This window comes from Marinobacter flavimaris (genome assembly GCF_002933295.1).
Lineage (GTDB): Bacteria > Pseudomonadota > Gammaproteobacteria > Pseudomonadales > Oleiphilaceae > Marinobacter > Marinobacter flavimaris.
In genome coordinates this window covers 63,043-83,142 of the sequence record NZ_PSSW01000002.1, presented here as the reverse complement: position 1 = coordinate 83,142, position 20,100 = coordinate 63,043, and the positions used below count along the sequence as shown (strand labels likewise).

Here is a 20,100-nt window from a genome sequence, read left to right as displayed (position 1 = left end):
ATTTGATTGTTCGGACAGTGGCCCAGGCATTCTGGCCATTCTTCGAAATCTTTAAGCGGACCTTTACTGACCATGTCGAATATTGTTGAAACCATCAAAGCCGATCTCAACGCAGCCATCGAAAATGACAAGCTGGTGCTTCCCACCCTTCCGGAGGTAGCCCTTCAGGTCAGAGACATTGCGCAATCCGAGGATTCTTCAATAGCCGACTTGGTAAAGGTCATCAGCAATGACACGGCCCTGTCCGCACGCATCATCCGGGTGACCAACAGCCCGCTGTTCCGGGGCAGCCGAGCCATTGAGAACCTGAACATGGCGGTAAGTCGCCTCGGTATGGCCTACACCAGCAACCTGGCCATGGGCCTGGCCATGGAGCAGATGTTCCAGGCCACGTCCGACATGATCGACAAGCGCATGCGGGCCACCTGGCAGACCAGTACCGAAGTGGCCGGCGTCTGCCACGTTCTGGCGCAACACTACACCAAACTCAAGCCGGACCAGGCTACCCTTGCAGGCCTTGTGCATCTGATCGGCGTACTGCCCATCCTGCGCTATGTAGAAGACCAGGACATCCAGATCAGCAGCATCATGCTGGACAACGTGGTTGATGAACTGCATCCGAAGATCGGGGCGACAATCCTTAAGAAGTGGGATTTCCCGAAGGAGCTTCAGAACGTTCCCCTAGAATACGCCAACTTCAACCGTGAGGTGCCGGCGGCCGACTATGCGGATCTCGTGATGGTTGCCAACCTGCAGCTGGTTGCGGGTTCGGAGCATCCGTGGACGGAGATGGACTGGACGAAGATTTCGGCCTTTGATCGTCTGGGGTTGGATCCGAATATCGACATGAGCGAGGAAGAGGATCTGAACGCTCAGATGGAAGCGGCGATGGCGCTGCTTCAGTAATTTTTTGCCTCTGGGAGTTTGACCGCCCGTCTTCAGGATGGGGTCAGGCTCCCAAAACACGCTGTGAATACTTCCCTGTACGCTCGGCTCCGCCATCCATGGCTCCGCGCGGTTTTGGGAGCCTGACCCCATCCCGAAGACTACTTGCGGACATGCCCTCAGCTCTTCTTGTATCTCTCGATCAGCTCAGCTTTGCTTGGCAACGCCCAGTTAACGGTGGGCTTTCCCTGCTGCTCCAGCCAGTCGTTGGCCTTTGAGAAGTGCTTGCAACCGAAGAAGCCACGGTAAGCACTCAGGGGTGACGGGTGTGGGCCGTCGAGGACCAGATGTTTGTTGCGGTCGATGTGCTGGCCTTTCTTTTTGGCGTAGCTGCCCCAGAGCAGGAATACCACGCCTTCCCGTTCGCGGTTGATGGTTTCGATGACCTTGTCGGTGAAGGTTTCCCAGCCTTTTCCCTGGTGGGCGCCGGCCTGGCCCTGAACGACGGTTAAAACGCTGTTGAGCAGCAGTACGCCCTGCTCGGCCCAGGGCTGCAGGCAGCCGTGGTCCGGGGGAGCGATACCCAGGTCGTCCTGTATTTCCTTGAAGATGTTCACCAGTGAGGGCGGGATGGCCACGTTCGGGCGCACGGAGAAGCACAGGCCGTGGGCCTGGCCTGGACCGTGGTAGGGGTCTTGGCCGAGAATGACCACTCTCACGTTATCCAGTGGCGTGCTGTTGAGGGCGTTGAAGCAGTGTTGGCTGGCGGGGAACAGGACTTTGCCGGCCTGTTCCTCGGCGGCGAGGAACTCCGCCAGGCCCTGCATGTAGGGCCGGCGGAATTCTTCCGCGAGATGCTCTTTCCAGCCCCGGTCGGGCCTGAGCTGGCTGGCCAGTACCTCAACCGGGCTCATGGATCACTCCTCGTCTTTACGGCTGTCGGCCTTGTGCTCGGGGCGCATGGCCGGGAACAGGATAACGTCGCGGATTGATGCCGAGTTGGTCAGCAGCATGGCCAGCCGGTCGATTCCGATACCTTCACCGGCGGTGGGCGGCAGGCCGTATTCCAGGGCCATCACGTAGTCTTCATCGTAGAACATGGCTTCGTCGTCACCGGCCTCTTTCTCGGCCACCTGGGCCTGGAAGCGCTCCGCCTGATCTTCGGCGTCGTTCAGCTCCGAGAAGCCGTTGGCGATTTCGCGACCGCCCACGAAGAACTCGAAACGTTCGGTGACGAACGGGTTGCTGTCTTTGCAGCGGGCCAGGGGCGACACTTCTTTCGGGTACTCGGTGATAAATGTCGGCTGCATCAGGCGATGCTCCGCCGTCGCCTCGAAGATCTCGATCTGGACTTTGCCCAGGCCCCAACCATCCTTGAGATGAATACCAAGGTTTTTCGCCACCTGGCGGGCACTGGCGTCGTCCGCCAGCTGTTCCGGCTTGATGTCCGGGTTGTAGCGCAGGATGGCGTCGACCACGGTCAGGCGCTCGAAGGCTTTACCAAAATCGTACTCGACGGTTTCTTCGCTGCCATCCGCCAGGGTGCGGGTGTTCACGACGGTCGTCGTACCCAGCACTTTCTGCGTAATGCTGCGCAGCATGTCTTCGGTCAGATCCATCAGGTCGTTGTAGTCCGCGTAGGCCTGATAGAACTCGACCATGGTGAATTCCGGATTATGACGGGTGGAAAGACCCTCATTGCGGAAGTTCCGGTTGATCTCGAATACTCGCTCAAAGCCGCCAACCACCAGGCGCTTCAGGAACAGCTCCGGCGCAATGCGCAGGTACATGTCGATACCCAGGGCGTTGTGATGAGTCACGAAGGGACGCGCTGTGGCACCGCCGGGAATCACCTGCAACATCGGGGTTTCCACTTCCATGAAGTCCCGCTCAGTGAAGTACTGACGCATGGCGCTGATGATCTTCGAGCGCGCATAGAACACCCGACGGCTGTCCTCGTTGACCATCAGGTCGACGTAGCGGTGGCGGTAACGGGCTTCCGTGTCGGTCAGGCCCTTGTGTTTTTCAGGGAGCGGGCGCAGGGACTTGGTGAGCAGCACATACTCATCCATGGTCACGTACAGGTCGCCCTTGCCCGACTTGGACAGGGTGCCACGCACACCCACGATATCCCCCAGATCCCAGTGCTTGGTGTCTTTCTGGACATCCTTGGAGGCATAGATCTGGATCCGGCCGGTCATGTCCTGAACCACCTTGAATGCCTTGCGATCGAGCATCATGCGGCCGGCAATGGCCACCTTGATACCGAGGGACTCCAGCTCTTCCTTGGATTTATCACCATATTTCGCCTGCAGTTCCGCGGCGGTGGCGTCACGACGGAAGGCGTTCGGGAAGGCATTGCCCTGGTCGCGCATCTCTGACAGTTTGGCGCGGCGCTCGGCAATCAGCTTGTTGTCCTCATGCTGTGCAGCATTCTGAGTTTGATCAGTCATTTTGGCTCACTAGGAATCGGGTTGTCCGGGTTAGCGTGGCAAAGGCGCTGATTACAGCGCCATCTTCAGGCTGGCTTCGATGAACTTGTCAATGTCACCGTCCAGCACCGACTGGGTATTACTGGTTTCAACCTTGGTGCGCAGGTCCTTGATACGGCTGTCATCCAGAACATAGGAGCGGATCTGGCTACCCCAACCGATATCGGCCTTGGCGTCCTCGGCCTTCTGCTTCTCGGCGTTCCGCTCCTGCATCTCACGCTCAAACAGCTTCGCCTTCAGCTGCTTCATGGCCTGGTCCTTGTTCTGGTGCTGGCTTCGGCCAGCCTGACAGGCCACAACAATACCGGTGGGGTTGTGAGTCAGACGTACCGCCGACTCGGTCCGGTTAACGTGCTGACCACCGGCGCCGGAGGCACGGTAGACATCCACCCGCAGATCCGCGGGATTGATTTCAATTTCGAAGCTGTCATCCACTTCCGGTGACACAAACACGGAAGAAAACGAAGTATGCCGACGGTTTCCGGAATCGAACGGCGATTTACGCACCAACCGGTGCACGCCGGTTTCGGTACGCAGCCAGCCATAGGCGTAGTCGCCCTGGATGTGAATGGTGGCGCTTTTGATACCCGCCACATCGCCTTCCATCAGCTCGACAATTTCGGCCTTGAAGCCCCGACGCTCTGCCCAGCGCAGGTACATGCGCAGGAGCATGTTGGCCCAGTCCTGGGCTTCGGTGCCACCAGAGCCAGCCTGAATATCCAGGTAGGCGTTGTTGGCGTCCATTTCGCCGGAGAACATGCGGCGGAATTCAAGCTTCTCGAGCTCTTTATCAAGGGCCTCAAGATCTGATTCGATCTCGGCAACGGTGCCCTCATCCTCTTCTTCTGCGGCAATGTCCAGCAGGCCCTCAGCGTCTTCAAGGCCGGAGGTGAGGTTGTCGATGGTCTTGACGATCAGCTCAAGATCGGCGCGCTCTTTGCCCAGAGCCTGAGCCCGCTCGGGGTCGTCCCAAACACTCGGCTGCTCCAGTTCGCGCTCAACTTCGGTCAGTCGCTCACTACGCTGATCGTAGTCAAAGATACCCCCTGAGCGCTTCAGTGCGCTCACGAAGCTCTTTAATCTTCGTCACAATGGGATTAATTTCCATGAAACCCTTACTCGCTCTAGAAAATGGAGAGTAAAAACAGAGGCGGGATTCTACCGGAAATCGGTTTGTAAATCAGCCTGCGGGTTTCCGTGAATCAGGCAAGAGGCTCGAGGTAATCCACCAGAAGCTGGAGATTGGTGCGCCCCCGGAAGGTATTGGCATCCGGCTTGTAAACCACCCGCGCACCGGTGCGCGTGTAATCAGGCACTTCCGGCCCGGTATTGAAGGCAATACCGTCGATGATCCCGCCGCCTTCGACAGGTTGCAACACCAATTTCAGATGGTTTTCGCCGACTATCCGCTGGCTGACCACCCGGAACTCGCCGTCGAACAGTGGCTCCGGGAAATGCTGCCCCCATGGGCCGGCGCGTTTGAGCAGCGCGGCGGTGTCCAACGACAGTTCACTTGCGCCCAGAGGCCCATCGGTTGTGATCGCCGCCTCCAGATCCTCGGCCGAGAGGGTGTCTCGAACGGCCTGATCGAAGGCCTCGGAAAAGGCATCCAGATCATCCCTGGCGAGGGTCATGCCCGCAGCCATCGCGTGACCGCCAAATTTTTTCATGATCCCCGGATGACGTGAGTCGACCACGGCAAGCACATCCCGGATATGAAGCCCGGGAATGGAGCGAGCAGAACCTTTGATGTCTTCGCCGTTTTCGTCCGGCGCAAAGGCAATGGTCGGTCTATGGGTCTGCTCACGGATACGGGCAGCCAGAATTCCAATAACGCCCTGGTGCCAATCGGTATCGAAAAGCGCAAGCCCCCAGGGCAGTCCATCCAGGTCCAGCGACATTGAAGACAGCAGATCCTGGGCCTGGGCTTTCATGTCCTTTTCGATGGTGCGACGTTCCCGGTTGAAGGTATCCAGCTCCCGGGCCAGTCGGCGAGCCTCGTCCGGACTGTCTGCCAGCAGGCAGGCAATCCCGATACTCATGTCATCCAGCCGCCCGGCGGCATTCAGGCGGGGCCCGACCACAAATCCAAGGTCGGTTGAGCTGATCGCCGTGTGGTCCCGGCCAGCGACTTCCAGCAGCGCCAGGATACCGGGACGGGCCTCACCCTGGCGTATCCGGCGCAAGCCCTGCTCCACGAAGATCCGGTTGTTGTGGTCCAGAGGCACAACATCAGCCACAGTACCGAGCGCCACGAGGTCCAGCAGGCACCCCAGGTTGGGTTCGGGATCAGGCAGGCGATTGGTTTCCCGGAGCTGCTTGCGCAACGCTGTGAGCACGTAAAACATGACGCCAACACCGGCCGCGTTCTTGCTCAGGAAAGGACAACCCGGCTGGTTTGGATTGACGATGGCATCGGCATCCGGAAGCTCTTCGCCGGCCAGGTGGTGATCGGTCACCACCACTTTCACGCCAAGTTCCTTGGCCGCGCGAACGCCTTCAACCGCGGATATGCCGTTATCAACGGTGACCATCAGGTCCGGGAGCTGACCCTCGTCGCGCAGGCGTTCAATAATACCCGGCGTCAGGCCGTAGCCATCTGCAAACCGGCTGGGCACGCGAAAGTCGATACTCTGCAGACCCAGCATGGAGAGTCCAAGCATGGCAACGGCTGTACTGGTAGCACCATCGGCGTCGAAATCGCCGAGCACAAGCACCCGCTGCTGCTGATCGATAGCCTCGGCAAGAAGCTCAACGGTCCGGTCAATACCTCTCAGAGACAGGGGTGAAGCCAGGTGTTTCAGGGTGTAGCTCAGCTGCTCATCAGAAGTTACGCCACGGGCAGCGTAGAGGCGGCGAAGCAAGGGAGGCAGGTTTTGCCCCCAGTCCGGAAGGGTATCGGGCTGGGGGCGACGCAGGATCTTTTTTGGTGTCATACCCGATCAGGCGTTTTTCCAGTGCTTGGCAATGAATGCCTGCACACCGTCGATATTATTATCCAATACGGTATACCGCTCTTCCCGCTCGAACAGGTCGGCCATATGCGCCGGCAGCGGTGGCTCTACACTGACGCCAGACTCTGCCACGGCATCCGGGAACTTGGCCGGGTGTGCGGTACCCAGGGTAATCATTGGCACCACCTGATCACGGCGGCAGTTGCGCGCTGCACGGACGCCGATGGCGGTGTGAGGATCCAGCAGATACTCGTTCTGCTCGTAGATCTCACGAATGGTGTCGCAGGTGGCCTTGTCGTCCACCGCATCGCTGTCAAAAAGCTTGCGCGCATGCTTCCAGCGATAGTCCTCAATACTGACGGGCCCCTTCGCAGCGTTTTCCAGCAGGGTTTTCACCGCCACCCCGTCCCGGCCGTGGAGATCAAACAGCAGGCGCTCAAAATTGCTGGACACCATGATATCCATACTCGGAGACAGGGTGTGTTCGAGTTGGTGCTGCTCGTATTTGTTGCCACTCATGAAGCGATGCAGAATATCGTTACGGTTGGTGGCAATGACCAGCTGGGAGATTGGCAGCCCCATCTTCTTGGCAAGGTAGCCGGCAAAGATATCGCCGAAGTTCCCGGTGGGCACGGAAAACGCCATGCTCCGATCCGGACCGCCCAGTGCCAGGGAGGCATGGAAGTAGTAGACGATCTGGGCCATGATCCGGGCCCAGTTGATGGAGTTGACAGCTGCCAGCTGGGTTTTGCCACCCAGGAACGACTGGTTGCCGAAACTCTCCTTCACCATGCGCTGACAGTCGTCGAAGTTGCCACGCACCGCAATGTTGTGGATGTTTTCACCCTGAACGGTGGTCATCTGACGGCGCTGAACCTCTGACACCCGCTGGTAGGGGTGCAGAATGAAAATATCCACGTGCTCGCACCTGCGACAACCCTCAATGGCAGCCGAGCCGGTGTCACCGGAAGTCGCTCCCATGATAACCACGTGCTGCTTGCGCTTTTCCAGAACATAGTCGAGGAGACGCCCTAACAGCTGGAGGGCGAAATCCTTGAACGCCAGCGTCGGACCGCGGAAAAGCTCCATCACCCACTCGTTGGTATCCAGCTGAACCAGCGGGGCCACGGCCTTGTGGGCGAAAACCGAGTAGGTCTCGTCCAGCATCTTGCGGAAATCATCCGCAGGGATAGCGTCATCCACGAACGGGTACATGACGTTGAACGCCAGCTCACTGTACGAAAGCCCGCGCCAGCTCCGGATTTCTTCCAGATCAAAATGTGGCAGGGATTCAGGAACATAGAGGCCGCCATCTGTCGCCAGACCGGTCAGCAGAACATCCTCAAAGCCCAGTGCGGGCGCTTCACCCCGCGTACTGATGTATCTCACGTTCGTACCTGTCAGTTGAAGTTTTCAGCGCGGATGCGGACAACATGGCCATCGGTGTCGGACAGAGCTTCCAACTCTTCGATCGCACGGTTGATCTGGCGCTCCTGAACGGTATGGGTCAGGATGATCACCGGAATACGTCCGTCCTTCAGCTCGGATTCCTTCTGCATGATCGACTCGATATTGATGCCATGCTCACTCAGAATGGAGGCAATCTTGGCCAGCACACCCGGACGATCCAGAGCGGTAATGCGCAGGTAGTAGGCAGACTGAATGTCCTCCATGGACAGCACATCCAGGTCTTCCATGGCGTCCGGTGAGAAGCCAAGGTAGGGCACACGCAGCTTGCTTTCGGTCGCCACGGCACGGGCCACATCGACGATATCGGCAATAACAGCCGACCCGGTTGCCTCATCCCCTGCTCCGGGACCGTAATACATGGTCTGGCCAACGGCATCGCCATCCACCAGGACCGCGTTCAGGACACCATCAACCTGGGCAATCAGATGACTCTGGGGCACCAGGGTCGGATGCACACGCAGCTCGATGCCATCATCGCGGCGACGGGCAATGCCGAGGTGCTTGATGCGATAACCCAGCAATTCGGCGTGAGCAATGTCGTAAGGGGTAATCTTCGAAATGCCTTCGGTGAAGCCTTTCTCGAACTGAAGAGGCACGCCAAACCCGGCTGATGCCAGTATGGTCAGCTTGTGGGCGGCATCAATGCCTTCCACATCAAAGGTCGGATCTGCTTCGGCGTACCCAAGATCCTGGGCTTCTTTGAGAACCTCGGAAAATTCCCGACCGGCACGCATTTCGGTCAGGATGTAGTTCCCGGTGCCGTTGATGATGCCGGCAATCCAGTCAATGCGGTTTGCCGCCATACCCTCACGAACAGCCTTGATGACCGGGATACCGCCGGCGACACCCGCCTCGTAAGCCACCACAACACCAGCCTTCTCGGCCGCCTCGAAGATTTCGTTGCCGTGGACGGCAATCAGGGCCTTGTTCGCGGTAACCACGTGCTTGCCGTTGCGGATTGCCGCCAGCACCAGCTCTTTGGCCGCATCATAACCACCGATGAGCTCGACCACGATATCCACGTCGGGATCGTTCACCACGTCGTAAATGTCGGTGCTGAAGGGCACATCGCCGAGGTCCATATCCTCGCGAGCCCGGCGACTGGCAACCCGGGTAATCCGGATATTGCATCCGGCCCGACCGGCAATCAGCCTGGCGTTGCGGGTCAAGACATTAAAGGTACCGCCGCCGACGGTTCCCAATCCGCAGATTCCGACACTGACGTCTTTCAAACTCTCACCTCTGATCCCGAAGGGGTGCTGATGAATTATATTAGGCGGGCATAGTATACCGATTCAGGCCTCACTGAATAAGCCCTGAATCGGATCCTTCGAAAATACCGTGTAACGCATCCCGTACGATAGGTGCGCCAGGATTTCAGAGTAGCCCGAGGCCTTCCGCCAGACGCTGGGCCGGGACATAGCCACGAACCATGTTGCCATCTTCCAGAACAATGGCAGGTGTCCCTGTGACCCCTACCCGGCCACCAAGCTCATACTGCTCGCCCACCGGATTTTCGCAACTTGCGTCGGGTACTGAGCGGCCGGCCTTGGCTGCGTCCATGGCCGCCTGCTGATCGTCAGCACACCAGACCGACTCATACTTCTTGAAAGACGCTGTATTGGGGCCGGACCGTGGAAACGCGTAGTAATTGACGGTAATGCCATAGCCATTCAACTGCGGCACCTCGTCATGCAGCTTCCGGCAGTAAGGGCAGTCGATATCAGTAAACACGTTTACCACGGCCTTTTCGTTTTTCGCCGGGAAGCTGATAACTCCCTTGTTACCATAGTCCGCCATCATTTCGCGACGGGCCTCCGTGCGGGCGGCTTCGGTGACATTGGCAATGCCCTGATCGGTAATCTTGAGAAGATCTCCCGTCATCAGGTACTGGCCATCCTCGGTCGCGTAGATGGTGTCGCCATTGTTGCTCTGAACCTCATAGAGGCCCTTGGCTTCGGATTCCTTTACCGACACCACCTTGAGGCCGGGGACGGCCTGGGTCAGACGCTCGGAAATCCGGTCTTCCACTTCACCGGCACTGACGCTCGCCGCGCCAAAGGCACCCAGGACAACTCCAAGCGCCACAACCACATGTTTCATATTCATTCTGGCAAACAACCTTTTCCAGTAAACAGTTAAACAACCCGGGCAGTATTGGCACAGGCCGGGAATCAATTCAATGCGACAAATACACAAAAAGAAAGTTCACCCCCAATCGCGGAACCGCCCCACGGCTAGCCCCTGGGATGGTGAGCCTGGTGCAGCGACTGCAGTCGCTGACGAGCCACATGGGTGTATATCTGTGTTGTCGACAGGTCAGAGTGGCCCAGCAGCATCTGCACCACACGCAGGTCCGCTCCATGATTAAGTAGGTGCGTGGCAAAGGCATGCCTGAGTGTATGAGGCGACAGGTGTTTGCGAATACCCACTCGAACCGCGTAGTGCTTAATACGATGCCAGAAAGTCTGACGAGTCATCGCCGCAGCACGGTTGCCCGGGAACAGCGCATCGCAGGATCGCCCTTTAAGGAGTTCCGGCCGCCCTTCCTTCATATACTGCAGCAACCAGTCCACTGCCTCTTCACCCAGGGGGACCAACCTCTCCTTGTCGCCCTTGCCAGTGATCCGAACCACGCCCTGACGAAGGTTTACCTGATCAACCCGCAACTCGGTCAGCTCCGAGACCCGCAGACCGCAACCGTAGAGTATTTCCAGCATGGCCTTGTCCCTGAGCTCGATGGCAATTCCGGGGTCCGGCTCGGAAAGCAGCGCATCCACCTCGCCCTCGGTCAGCGAGTCGGGGAGACGCCGAGGCAGCCTGGGGCTGTCAATCCGAAGGGTCGGGTCTTCAGTAATCAGGCCTTCTCGCAGCAGAAACCGATAAAACCGCCGCAGCCCGGACAACCGCCTGGCTGCCGTGGAGCTCTTGACGCCCTGCGCGAGGCCACTGGACATCCACGCCAGTAAGTCGGTTCTGCGAACATCCTTGAGCAGCGGCTTGCCAGGCTGACTTTCGAGCCATTCCGACAACCGCAACAGATCGCTCCGGTAAGCCTGGCGGGTTTTTTCGCCCAGTCCGTCCTCCAGCCAGATGGCATCAACAAACCTGACGATCACCGATTCATCTTCTGCTCTCATGGCAAGTTCCCAGACTGCATAGGTCCCACAACACACCAAGCATACCGAAACCTCAGACACAAAAAAGGCAGCCCTCGGCTGCCTTTTTCTGACTGCTGTTCAGCGCACTGCTGATCAGCCCAGCTTCTCCTTGATACGAGCCGCCTTGCCAGACAGGTCGCGCAGGTAGTAAAGCTTGGCCTGGCGAACATCGCCACGACGCTTCACACTGATGCTTTCGATCAGCTTTGAGAAGCTCTGGAAAGTACGCTCAACACCGACACCGTAGGAGATCTTACGTACGGTGAAAGAGGAGTTCATTCCACGGTTACGCTTGCCGATGACGACACCTTCGAACGCCTGAAGACGCTCACGGTTACCCTCGGTTACGCGAACCTGAACGACCACGGTGTCACCCGGCGCAAACGCGGGGATTTCCTTGGTCATCTGTTCTGCTTCAAGTTGACTGATGATGTTGTTCTTGCCGCTCATCGTAATGCTCCTGATACCCAATCTGTTAATGCCCTGATTATTCAGAGGCACCCGGTTCGTTCAAAATCTCTTCCAGCAGCTCACGCTCTTCGTCCGTAAACACCCGCTTTTCCAGCAGGTCGGGGCGTCGCTCCCGGGTTCGCCTCAGCGACTGCTTGAGCCGCCAACGCCGGATCTGATCATGGTGACCGCCCAATAAAACATCCGGCACCGCCTGACCTTCGTAAACCTCGGGCCGGGTGTAGTGCGGACAATCCAGCAAACCGTCGGCGAAAGAATCCTGCTCTGCCGACTGCGCATGACCCAGCGCTCCGGGGATGAGGCGTGTAACCGCATCGATAACAGCCATCGCTGCCAGTTCGCCACCGGACAGCACAAAATCGCCCAGTGACACTTCCCGATCGACTTCCGTCGCTATCAGGCGCTCATCAACACCCTCGTACCGGCCCGCCACCAGAATCAGTTGCTGTTCTGCCGCGAGCGACTCGACAACAGACTGGTTCAGCGTCTCACCCTGGGGCGACAGGTAAACCACACAGGGGTTTCCGGGTGCCGATTCCCGTGCCGCATGGATTGCGTCCCTCAGGGGCTGAATTTTCATCAGCATGCCCGGACCGCCACCATAGGGCCGGTCATCTACCGTGCGATGCCGGTCTTGGGTAAATTCACGGGGATTCCAGGTCCGAAAGGTCAGCAGACCATCCCGAACCGCACGCCCTGTGATCCCGTAATCCGTCACCGCACCGAACATCTCCGGAAACAGACTGACTGCGCCAATCCACACCCGTCAGAACTCCGGATCCCAGTCCACCACCATTTGCTTTGCGGCGAGATCAACACTCTGCACCACTTCGCCCGGCAGATAGGGGATCAGACGCTCACGTTGATCAATGGAGCCTGCTGTTGCCTGCACCACCAGAACATCGTTGGATCCGGTTTCCATCAGATGGTGCACTTTACCAAGGCACTCATCATCCACCGTGAACACATCAAGACCTTCCAACTGAAACCAGTAGTACTCCCCATCGGGAAGCGGCGGCAATTCAGCAGTCGAAACCCTGACTTCGGCACCACAATACGTGCGGGCCAGATCACGGTCGTTAATACCTTTCAGCCTGACGACGATCCCCTGCCCCTGGCGGCGGCCTTCCTCAAGCTTGGCCGGAATACGCTTGCCATCCAGATCAAGAGTCCAATCGGGATAGTTCAGTATTCCTTCCTTGGGGTCTGTGTAGGAAAAGACTTTAAGCCATCCTTTGACCCCAAACACCGAGGTAATCCGGCCGATCACAGTTTCCTGCGAATTCTGTGTCATGCCATAAACCCCGGTGTCAGTACTGTCTTACCCAGCAGCCTTCAGCAGCTGTGCAACGCGCTCGCTGGTCTGCGCGCCCTGACCGAGCCAGAAATTGACACGATCACGATCAACGCGAAGACTCTCTTCCTGACCACGGGCTACCGGGTTGAAGAAACCTACACGCTCAATAAAACGACCGTCGCGGGATTTGCGGCTGTCGGTGACTGTCAGATGGTAGAACGGGCGCTTCTTGGAGCCGCCACGAGCCAAACGGATAATTACCATTTAACCAATATCCTGTTCTGTTGAACGAACTTTGTACGATTCACGCCTGCTGAATACCAGCTGACGCGAAGACCCATACTCGAAAGGGGCGCTATTCTATGCTAAAAAAGCGCCAAAGAAAACAGCAAAACCAGTTGTTTCCCCGTTTTCCATGTAAGGCTTTTTACATACGGCCAAACGGGGGCATTCCGCCTCCCCCACCGCCGCCACCGCCGCCAGGGGGCATCATGCCGCCCATGCCGCGCATCATATTCGCCATACCGCCTTTCTTGCCAAACTTTTTCATCATCTTCTGCATTTGCTTGTGCTGTTTCAGCAGACGATTGACGTCCTGGATCTGGGTTCCAGACCCCGTGGCGATACGGCGCTTGCGGGAATTGTTGATCACATCCGGGTAACGCCGCTCTTTTGGCGTCATGGAGCAAATGATCGCCTCCATCTGCCCCATGGACTTGTCGTTGACCTGTTGCTGCGCCACCTGGGCCATCTGCCCCATGCCGGGCAACTTGTCGAGCAGGCCACCGATGCCACCCATGTTCTTCATCTGCTGAAGCTGATCCCGAAAATCCTCCAGATCGAAGCTTTTGCCCTTTTTGATTTTCTTGGTGAGCTTCTGGGCCTTCTTCTGATCAAGCTTGCGCTCTGCCTCTTCAATCAGCGAGAGCACATCGCCCATACCCAGGATCCGGGAGGCAACCCGGTCCGGATAGAACGGCTCCAGCGCATCAGACTTTTCACCAACACCCAGGAACTTGATCGGCTTACCGGTAATGTGACGAACAGACAAGGCGGCACCGCCACGGGCATCGCCATCGGTTTTGGTCAGCACCACGCCGGTCAGCGGCAGGGCATCGTTGAACGCCTTGGCGGTGTTGGCGGCATCCTGGCCCGTCATGGCATCGACCACGAACAGGGTTTCAACCGGGTTGACCGCTTTATGCAGCCGACCAATCTCTCCCATCATCTGTTCGTCGACGTGGAGTCGGCCGGCGGTATCAAGAATTACCACATCAATGTGCTTCTTCCTGGCCGCGGCAATGGCACCCTCGGCAATATCAACCGGGTCCTGATCGGCACTGCTCGGGAAGAACTCGACACCCACTTCGCCAGCGAGGGTTTCCAACTGGCGAATCGCCGCCGGACGGTAGACGTCGGCGCTGACCACCAGGACGGATTTTTTCTGCCGCTCTTTAAGGAAGCGCGAGAGTTTGGCGACCGTGGTCGTCTTACCTGCACCCTGCAGACCCGCCATCATGACTACGGCCGGCGGCTGGACGTTCAGATTGAGGGATTCATTACCCTCGCCCATGACGCGTTCCAGCTCCTGCTGGACAACTTTCACAAAGACCTGGCCCGGCGTCAGACTGCGCTGCACCTCCTGGCCAATGGCACGCTTGCGGACGCCCTCAACAAAGTCCTTCACCACCGGCAGGGCGACATCCGCCTCCAGCAGCGCCATGCGCACTTCCCGCAGGGTGTCCTTTATATTGTCATCAGTGAGGCGCGCCTGGCCGGAAATCTTGCGCAGACTGCCGGAAAGTCGGTCTTGGAGGTTCTCAAACATGTTGCTCTTCCGTACCCCGGATAAATTGAGTGCGTGAATCGGCAGAGCCGGCGACGACTCCTTGATTCCAGTTGCATAATCGCGACATTATAACCAGACTATCGCCCTGAAACGACCAGCCCGGTCAAATCGGCGCAAACCAGCGCCGATCCCCAGTCAGAACAGTGGTTAATAAGGAAGTCATGGGAACGCTGATTCTCGCGGTCACCTCTCTTTTTCTTTACAGCGTCGGTACCGCGCTGCAGGCCCTGCATTTCAGAGGCCGGGTTCAAAGCAACATTGCCATTACTACCCTGATTGGCGTTCTCGCCCTGACCAGCCACGGACTTCTCATTGGCCAGACAGTCCACCACGACGGCGGCTTCGATTTCAGTTTTTTCAAAAGCTCCGTGCTTATTTCCTGGCTGATCGTCTTCCTTCTATTGGGACTCAACCTTAAAAAGCCGGTGCAAAGCCTGTTTCTCGGCGTGTACCCGCTGGCCGGCCTCACCATTATTCTCGCCCTGGTTACCCATGGACCCTCGAGACTGGTGTCCGAGCAAAGCTACGGCATGCTCTCCCATATTGCGCTTTCGGTGACAGCCTACAGCCTCTTTACTCTGGCGGCCATCCAGGCGGTTCTACTTTACTTCCAGAATCGCCAACTGAAGCACAATTACAACAGCCTGCTGGTTCGTAACCTGCCACCTCTTCAAACCATGGAGTCGCTGCTGTTCGAGATGGTCTGGGCTGGCGTCGTCATGCTGATTCTGGCCATTGTGACCGGCGCCCTCTTTATAGAGGATCTCTTTGCCCAGAATCTCGCCCACAAGACCCTGTTCTCGATCCTGTCCCTGCTTGTGTTTGTGGCGCTCCTGATTGGTCGTTACACCAAAGGCTGGAGGGGCATCACCGCCAGCCGTTGGACCCTCGCTGGCTGCGCACTCCTGATGCTGGCCTTCTACGGCAGCAAGTTTGTGCTGGAACTGATCTTCCAGCGCGGCGGCTGACACCGGAAGCACCGGTTATTCTCTTGACACAACGCTCGCCGAAACCCTATTTTCGCTACTTGTCAGCAATATAAGGACACCTCTTTTGAACGAAACATCGCTCACCGCGCTGTTTATTCTCCTGGTTGGACTGATCCTCCTTTCCGGTTTCTTCTCGAGCTCCGAGACGGGGATGATGTCGCTCAACCGATATCGTCTCAAACATATGGCCAAAACCGGCCATAAAGGTGCCAAGCGCGCCCAGGGCCTGCTGCAACGAACCGACCAGCTGATCGGCGTCATCCTGATCGGCAACAACTTCGTGAACATCTTCGCCTCTTCGATCGCCACGGTTATCGCGATTCGGGTCTGGGGCGATGCCGGCATCGCGATTGCCACCATCCTGCTGACCATCGTGATCCTGATCTTCGCAGAAGTCACTCCGAAAACCCTTGCAGCACTATTTCCCGAGAAAATTGCCTTCCCGGCCAGTTACATACTCGGTCCGCTGCTGAAAATCCTGTATCCGATTGTCTGGGCGGTGAACCTGTTCACCGGAGGCATACTGAAACTGCTGGGCGTTTCCGCCGCAGACGCTGCCAACGACCACCTCAGCCGGGAAGAACTGCGAACACTGGTGAATGAGGCAGGCGCCCTGATACCCGCCAAGCACAAGGACATGCTGGTCAGCATTCTGGACCTGGAAAAAGTGACCGTGAATGACATCATGGTGCCGAGAAACGAGGTAGTGGGTATCGACCTGGAAGACGACACCGACACCATTCTGCGCCAACTGCGCAGCAGCCAGCATACCCGGCTTCCGGTCTTCAAGGGCGACATCAATAACATTCAGGGCATACTGCACCTGCGCAGCGCTTCCAAACTGCTGCAACAGGAGGAAATCAACAAGGCCATGATCATGCAGCTTTGCCAGGAACCCTATTTCATTCCGGAAAGCACGCCCCTGAACACCCAACTGATCAACTTCCAGAAAGGTCGTCGACGGTTCGGCGTTGTTGTCGATGAATACGGCGACGTTCTTGGCCTCGCGACACTGGAAGACATACTTGAAGAGATCGTCGGCGACTTTACGACGGACTATGCCGCCACCAGCCCGGACATCATTCCGCAGGACAACGGCACGTTCATTATTGATGGCACTTCCGCCGTTCGAACCATCAACAAGACCCTGGGCTGGAAGCTCCCTACCGATGGCCCTAAAACCCTTAACGGCCTGATTACCGAAACCCTGGAGAACATCCCCGACACCAACGTCTGCCTGAAAGTGGACGGCCATCGGGTAGAAGTGCTGCAGATCAAGGACAATGTCGTGAAAGCAGCCATTGTGCACCCGAAAAAACGCAAAAAACGTTCTCTGTCACTGAAACAGTAAAACCCGGACACCTCCTCCCTATGGCGCTATAGACCCTTCGGTTATAGCGTCTCCCGTTCTTGAAAGATCAAAATTTAACCGCCAGCTTGACCCCCGGTGATCCCCCACCAACACTGAAGGAGCGTGCGATACAAAAACAATCACAAGGAATACGTCCATGAGTCTGACACACACGTTTGGCCTGCTCGCCCATCCCGACCAGGAGTGGGAGGCGATCCGCAATGAATCCGAGACTGTCACAAGACTGTACGCCGGCCACATTCTGCTGCTGGCATTGATCCCTGCGGTTGCCGGCTTCATCGGAACAACCCAGGTAGGCTGGCAAATTGGTGATGGCCAGATCACCAAGCTGTCGGTAACGAGCGCACTCCAGCTTTCCACACTTTTCTACGCGGCCATGCTTGCCGGCATTTTTATACTCGGCAAGTTCATTGATTTTTTCGCCGCAACGTATGATGCGGTAGAACGGACGCCCAGAGGCGTTGCTCTGGCGGCGTACACGGCAACCCCGATTTTCCTGATTGGCGTAATCGCCGCGTATCCGAACATATGGGTGAATATGCTGGCAGGCCTGGTGGCGGTTGCCTACGCGGTCTACCTGCTTTACGAAGGGCTACCGATTCTGATGAGGATCCCGGCGGACAAGGGGTTCATGTTCGCTTCTGCAGTCCTGACGGTTGGCCTGGTTATGTTCGTTGCCCTGCTCGCCATCAGTGTTGTTATCTGGAGCATGGGCATAGGCCCGGTTTACGTGAACTGACCGCAAATTATCTTGCAAGTCAGTAATCTGCACGAGGGTGCCTGTTGGGCACCCCGTGTTTTTTTGAATTTGCTCCCACGTTAGCGTTTGGTCATGTTAACTTTGGGCAAAATGCGGTAAATTTAACCAATAACGAGAATCCAAGGATTTCAAGCTCGGTCATGTATCCGGTTGAGGCGTAAACAGGAGTCTGCCATGAACAAGCAGTCCGGCATACATTACCTCCGCGAACACAGGGAAGCCGGAAGTAACAGACCGGTTCCTGCGGAGGTCACCCGCATCCGGGACACGGTTGTCGCCGGGCTCGGTGATTTGCTGCAGGGCGCCTTCGACGCCGTCGACGATTCGCTGTTCGAGCTGGCCAATAATGCCCGCAGCAACAACGAACAGAACCGGTACTTCGAGGCGATGCGTGAAATTCGCATCAAGCGTAAGGGTGTCGAGCGGCATTTCCAGAACACCGTTGCCCAATATTTTGCCACCCCCCCTCACACCGGACCGCTTCAGGAAGAACAGCTGAGCAAGCAGGCCAGCGCCGACACTCTTGCCCTGGTCGGCAATGACGACCTTGAGGAGCAGGTTGCCCTCAACGCCATGATCACCAAGGCAAAGGCGCACTTTCAGGGCCCACTGCTGCAACTCCAGACCCGTTTCAGTCAGGTGTACCCGGAAGCCACCGACGAATCACCGGTCAATCCGATGGCACCGGAACACCTTTGCAGTGCGTTCACAGAGGCAATACAGGCCCTTGAGATCCAGATCCGTGAGCGCCTGATTCTGCTCAAGCAGTTTGACCGCTATGTTGTGTCCAACCTCGGCATGCTGCTGGACGAAGCCAACCGCATACTGATCCAGGCCGGCATCATTCCGAACTTCCGTTATCACGGCAAATCCGGTCAGCAGCATGAGGCCTCCAGTCCCCAGTCGGCAGAGGCGCCAAAACAGGAAAGCGCGCCGGACGCTTCCGCGGCAGAACGGGCCGGCCAGGCCGCCAGCAGCAGCGCGGTTTTCGAACAGATCCGACAGATGCTGGCGCTGCAACGGGCCAATGCGGGCATACCTCCCCGTGCCTCGGACCCGAATGTCCGGGTCGTGGGTGACTCCGAGCTGGCAAGCCTTCTCAATTCATTGCCGCTTTCAGCCCCCCGGCAGGACCAGGGCAACCTGAGCGCCGGCGAACCTGTCAGCGTTGATCTCCGTCAGCTGGTACAACAGCTCCTTTCCCAGACCGATACCGGGGATGGTCGAAAACCGGCGCTTAACGAGGTCGATGAAGACCTCATTAACCTGGTTTCCATGCTGTTTGAATTCATTCTTGACGACTACAACCTGTCAGCTCCGGTTCAGGTGTTGATAAGCAGGCTGCAGATTCCGATCCTGAAAGTGGTTATCCGGGACAAGAGTTTCTTCAGCCAGGCTACGCACCCGGCCAGACGTCTCCTGAACTCCCTGGCGAGAGCAGGCATTGGCTGGAGTAGCAGCGACGAGAAAACCAAGGACAAACTCTACGGACAGATTCACAACATTGTGCAAAGGATTCTCAACGAATTTGACGGTGATGTTTCGCTTTTTGAAACCCTCAATCAGGAATTCGAACAGTTCCTTGAACGGGAGAACCGAAAGGCGTCTCTGGTTGAGCAGAGAACCCGTGAATCCGAGCGGGGTCGGATCAAGTCCCAGACGGCTCAACAAACCGTCGACAATCTTCTTAAACAGAAGGTGTCCCGTTACAAACTGCCGGAGTCCATCCATGACATCCTGATGAATGGCTGGAGCCGCGTGATGTTTCTTGCCTATCTCAGGGATGACGTGGAGCATCGGTGGAATGCCACGGTGAAGGTCGTCGATGATCTGATCTGGTGTCTTCACCCCCATCAGGAAGATGACGAAAGAGACCAGTGGGTGCGGGTCGTGCCTGGCCTGCTGAAATCACTGCGGTCAGGACTTGAAGAGGTCTCCTATAACTCATCGAGACTCGATGAAATGATGGGCCAGCTCAAGCATCAGCTGGCAGAGGCATTCCGGACCAATGCTGCCATCGAAGCACTACAGGATTCTCCTGAAGAGCCGGCGGAAGAGGAAATCGCGACCGTTCACCAGACGGCCGTTGAGCGCCAGCAGGAACTGGAAGACGCTGCAATCTCGGAATATGTTGCCCAGATTGACGGTATCGAGATTGGTAACTGGGTCGAGTTTCGACTGGTCAATGGTGCAAACTTCCGCTGCAAGCTGTCCGCCATCATTGATGAAGCAGATTGCTTTGTCTTTGTGAACCGGATGGGGCTGAAAGTGATTGAGAAAACCCGGGTTGAACTGGCCCATGAAATGCGCCGTGGCCGGCTGACCCTGCTTGAGCAGGGCGCATTGATTGATCGGGCCCTGGATGCGGTTGTCGGCACCCTCCGGAGCAAGACCGCCTGA

Annotated in this window: 18 protein-coding genes; 5 read left to right on the top strand and 13 right to left on the bottom strand. The window is 57.3% G+C overall.

Annotation, left to right across the window (positions count from 1 at the left end; all coding sequences use genetic code 11):
* Nucleotides 1-72: 72 nt before the first annotated feature.
* On the top strand, nucleotides 73-906 hold the full coding sequence (locus MDHKLMBL_RS04010; RefSeq protein WP_008176220.1) for an HDOD domain-containing protein: 834 nt from the start codon (nucleotides 73-75) through the stop codon (nucleotides 904-906).
* A gap of 158 nt (nucleotides 907-1,064) precedes the next feature.
* Here the strand turns inward: MDHKLMBL_RS04010 and ung are convergent, their stop codons facing one another.
* The 13 genes from ung to ffh form a co-directional block, all read right to left on the bottom strand.
* Nucleotides 1,065-1,799, bottom strand: a complete 735-nt coding sequence (ung, locus tag MDHKLMBL_RS04005) for a uracil-DNA glycosylase (RefSeq protein WP_008176222.1) — start codon at nucleotides 1,797-1,799, stop codon at nucleotides 1,065-1,067.
* A gap of 3 nt (nucleotides 1,800-1,802) precedes the next feature.
* Nucleotides 1,803-3,338: a lysine--tRNA ligase gene (lysS, locus tag MDHKLMBL_RS04000; RefSeq protein ID WP_104270172.1), complete on the bottom strand. Its 1,536-nt coding sequence runs from the start codon at nucleotides 3,336-3,338 to the stop codon at nucleotides 1,803-1,805.
* 51 nt (nucleotides 3,339-3,389) lie between these two features.
* Nucleotides 3,390-4,485 (bottom strand): peptide chain release factor 2 gene (gene prfB, locus MDHKLMBL_RS03995; RefSeq protein ID WP_100169522.1). Its coding sequence is split into 2 segments (ribosomal slippage): nucleotides 3,390-4,412 and nucleotides 4,414-4,485, totalling 1,095 coding nucleotides; the frame shifts between segments, so codons are not numbered across the junction.
* A gap of 94 nt (nucleotides 4,486-4,579) precedes the next feature.
* Nucleotides 4,580-6,313 (bottom strand): single-stranded-DNA-specific exonuclease RecJ, encoded by a 1,734-nt coding sequence (recJ, locus tag MDHKLMBL_RS03990; RefSeq protein WP_104270171.1) that lies wholly within the window; start codon nucleotides 6,311-6,313, stop codon nucleotides 4,580-4,582.
* Nucleotides 6,314-6,319: 6 nt separating this feature from the next.
* Entirely contained in the window at nucleotides 6,320-7,720 is a 1,401-nt protein-coding gene (thrC, locus tag MDHKLMBL_RS03985) for a threonine synthase (RefSeq protein WP_104270170.1), read from the bottom strand.
* 11 nt (nucleotides 7,721-7,731) lie between these two features.
* The gene (locus tag MDHKLMBL_RS03980; RefSeq protein ID WP_014576269.1) at nucleotides 7,732-9,033 is read right to left on the bottom strand and encodes a homoserine dehydrogenase; all 1,302 of its coding nucleotides are present in this window, start codon (nucleotides 9,031-9,033) and stop codon (nucleotides 7,732-7,734) included.
* A gap of 145 nt (nucleotides 9,034-9,178) precedes the next feature.
* Nucleotides 9,179-9,910: a DsbC family protein gene (locus tag MDHKLMBL_RS03975; protein ID WP_008176233.1), complete on the bottom strand. Its 732-nt coding sequence runs from the start codon at nucleotides 9,908-9,910 to the stop codon at nucleotides 9,179-9,181.
* 128 nt (nucleotides 9,911-10,038) lie between these two features.
* A complete protein-coding gene (xerD, locus tag MDHKLMBL_RS03970; RefSeq protein WP_008176234.1) occupies nucleotides 10,039-10,941 on the bottom strand; it encodes a site-specific tyrosine recombinase XerD in 903 nt (300 codons plus the stop codon).
* Nucleotides 10,942-11,055: 114 nt separating this feature from the next.
* Nucleotides 11,056-11,412, bottom strand: coding sequence for a 50S ribosomal protein L19 (gene rplS / locus MDHKLMBL_RS03965; protein WP_008176237.1), 357 nt, complete (start codon nucleotides 11,410-11,412; stop codon nucleotides 11,056-11,058).
* Nucleotides 11,413-11,449: 37 nt separating this feature from the next.
* Nucleotides 11,450-12,196: a tRNA (guanosine(37)-N1)-methyltransferase TrmD gene (trmD, locus tag MDHKLMBL_RS03960; protein WP_008176240.1), complete on the bottom strand. Its 747-nt coding sequence runs from the start codon at nucleotides 12,194-12,196 to the stop codon at nucleotides 11,450-11,452.
* 3 nt (nucleotides 12,197-12,199) lie between these two features.
* Nucleotides 12,200-12,727, bottom strand: a complete 528-nt coding sequence (rimM, locus tag MDHKLMBL_RS03955) for a ribosome maturation factor RimM (RefSeq protein ID WP_008176242.1) — start codon at nucleotides 12,725-12,727, stop codon at nucleotides 12,200-12,202.
* A gap of 27 nt (nucleotides 12,728-12,754) precedes the next feature.
* Complete coding sequence (gene rpsP / locus MDHKLMBL_RS03950; protein ID WP_008176245.1) at nucleotides 12,755-12,994, bottom strand: 30S ribosomal protein S16; 240 nt, start codon at nucleotides 12,992-12,994, stop codon at nucleotides 12,755-12,757.
* Nucleotides 12,995-13,157: 163 nt separating this feature from the next.
* The gene (gene ffh, locus MDHKLMBL_RS03945; RefSeq protein WP_104270169.1) at nucleotides 13,158-14,558 is read right to left on the bottom strand and encodes a signal recognition particle protein; all 1,401 of its coding nucleotides are present in this window, start codon (nucleotides 14,556-14,558) and stop codon (nucleotides 13,158-13,160) included.
* A gap of 182 nt (nucleotides 14,559-14,740) precedes the next feature.
* On the opposite strand from ffh, the gene MDHKLMBL_RS03940 reads away from it, so the two are divergent.
* The 4 genes from MDHKLMBL_RS03940 (at nucleotide 14,741) to MDHKLMBL_RS03925 (ending at nucleotide 20,100) form a co-directional block, all read left to right on the top strand.
* A complete protein-coding gene (locus MDHKLMBL_RS03940; protein WP_008176250.1) occupies nucleotides 14,741-15,547 on the top strand; it encodes a cytochrome C assembly family protein in 807 nt (268 codons plus the stop codon).
* An 85-nt stretch (nucleotides 15,548-15,632) separates the two neighbouring features.
* Entirely contained in the window at nucleotides 15,633-16,919 is a 1,287-nt protein-coding gene (locus tag MDHKLMBL_RS03935; protein WP_008176252.1) for an HlyC/CorC family transporter, read from the top strand.
* A 157-nt stretch (nucleotides 16,920-17,076) separates the two neighbouring features.
* Nucleotides 17,077-17,679 (top strand): Yip1 family protein, encoded by a 603-nt coding sequence (locus MDHKLMBL_RS03930; RefSeq protein WP_008176254.1) that lies wholly within the window; start codon nucleotides 17,077-17,079, stop codon nucleotides 17,677-17,679.
* Nucleotides 17,680-17,874: 195 nt separating this feature from the next.
* Nucleotides 17,875-20,100, top strand: a complete 2,226-nt coding sequence (locus MDHKLMBL_RS03925) for a DUF1631 domain-containing protein (RefSeq protein WP_008176256.1) — start codon at nucleotides 17,875-17,877, stop codon at nucleotides 20,098-20,100.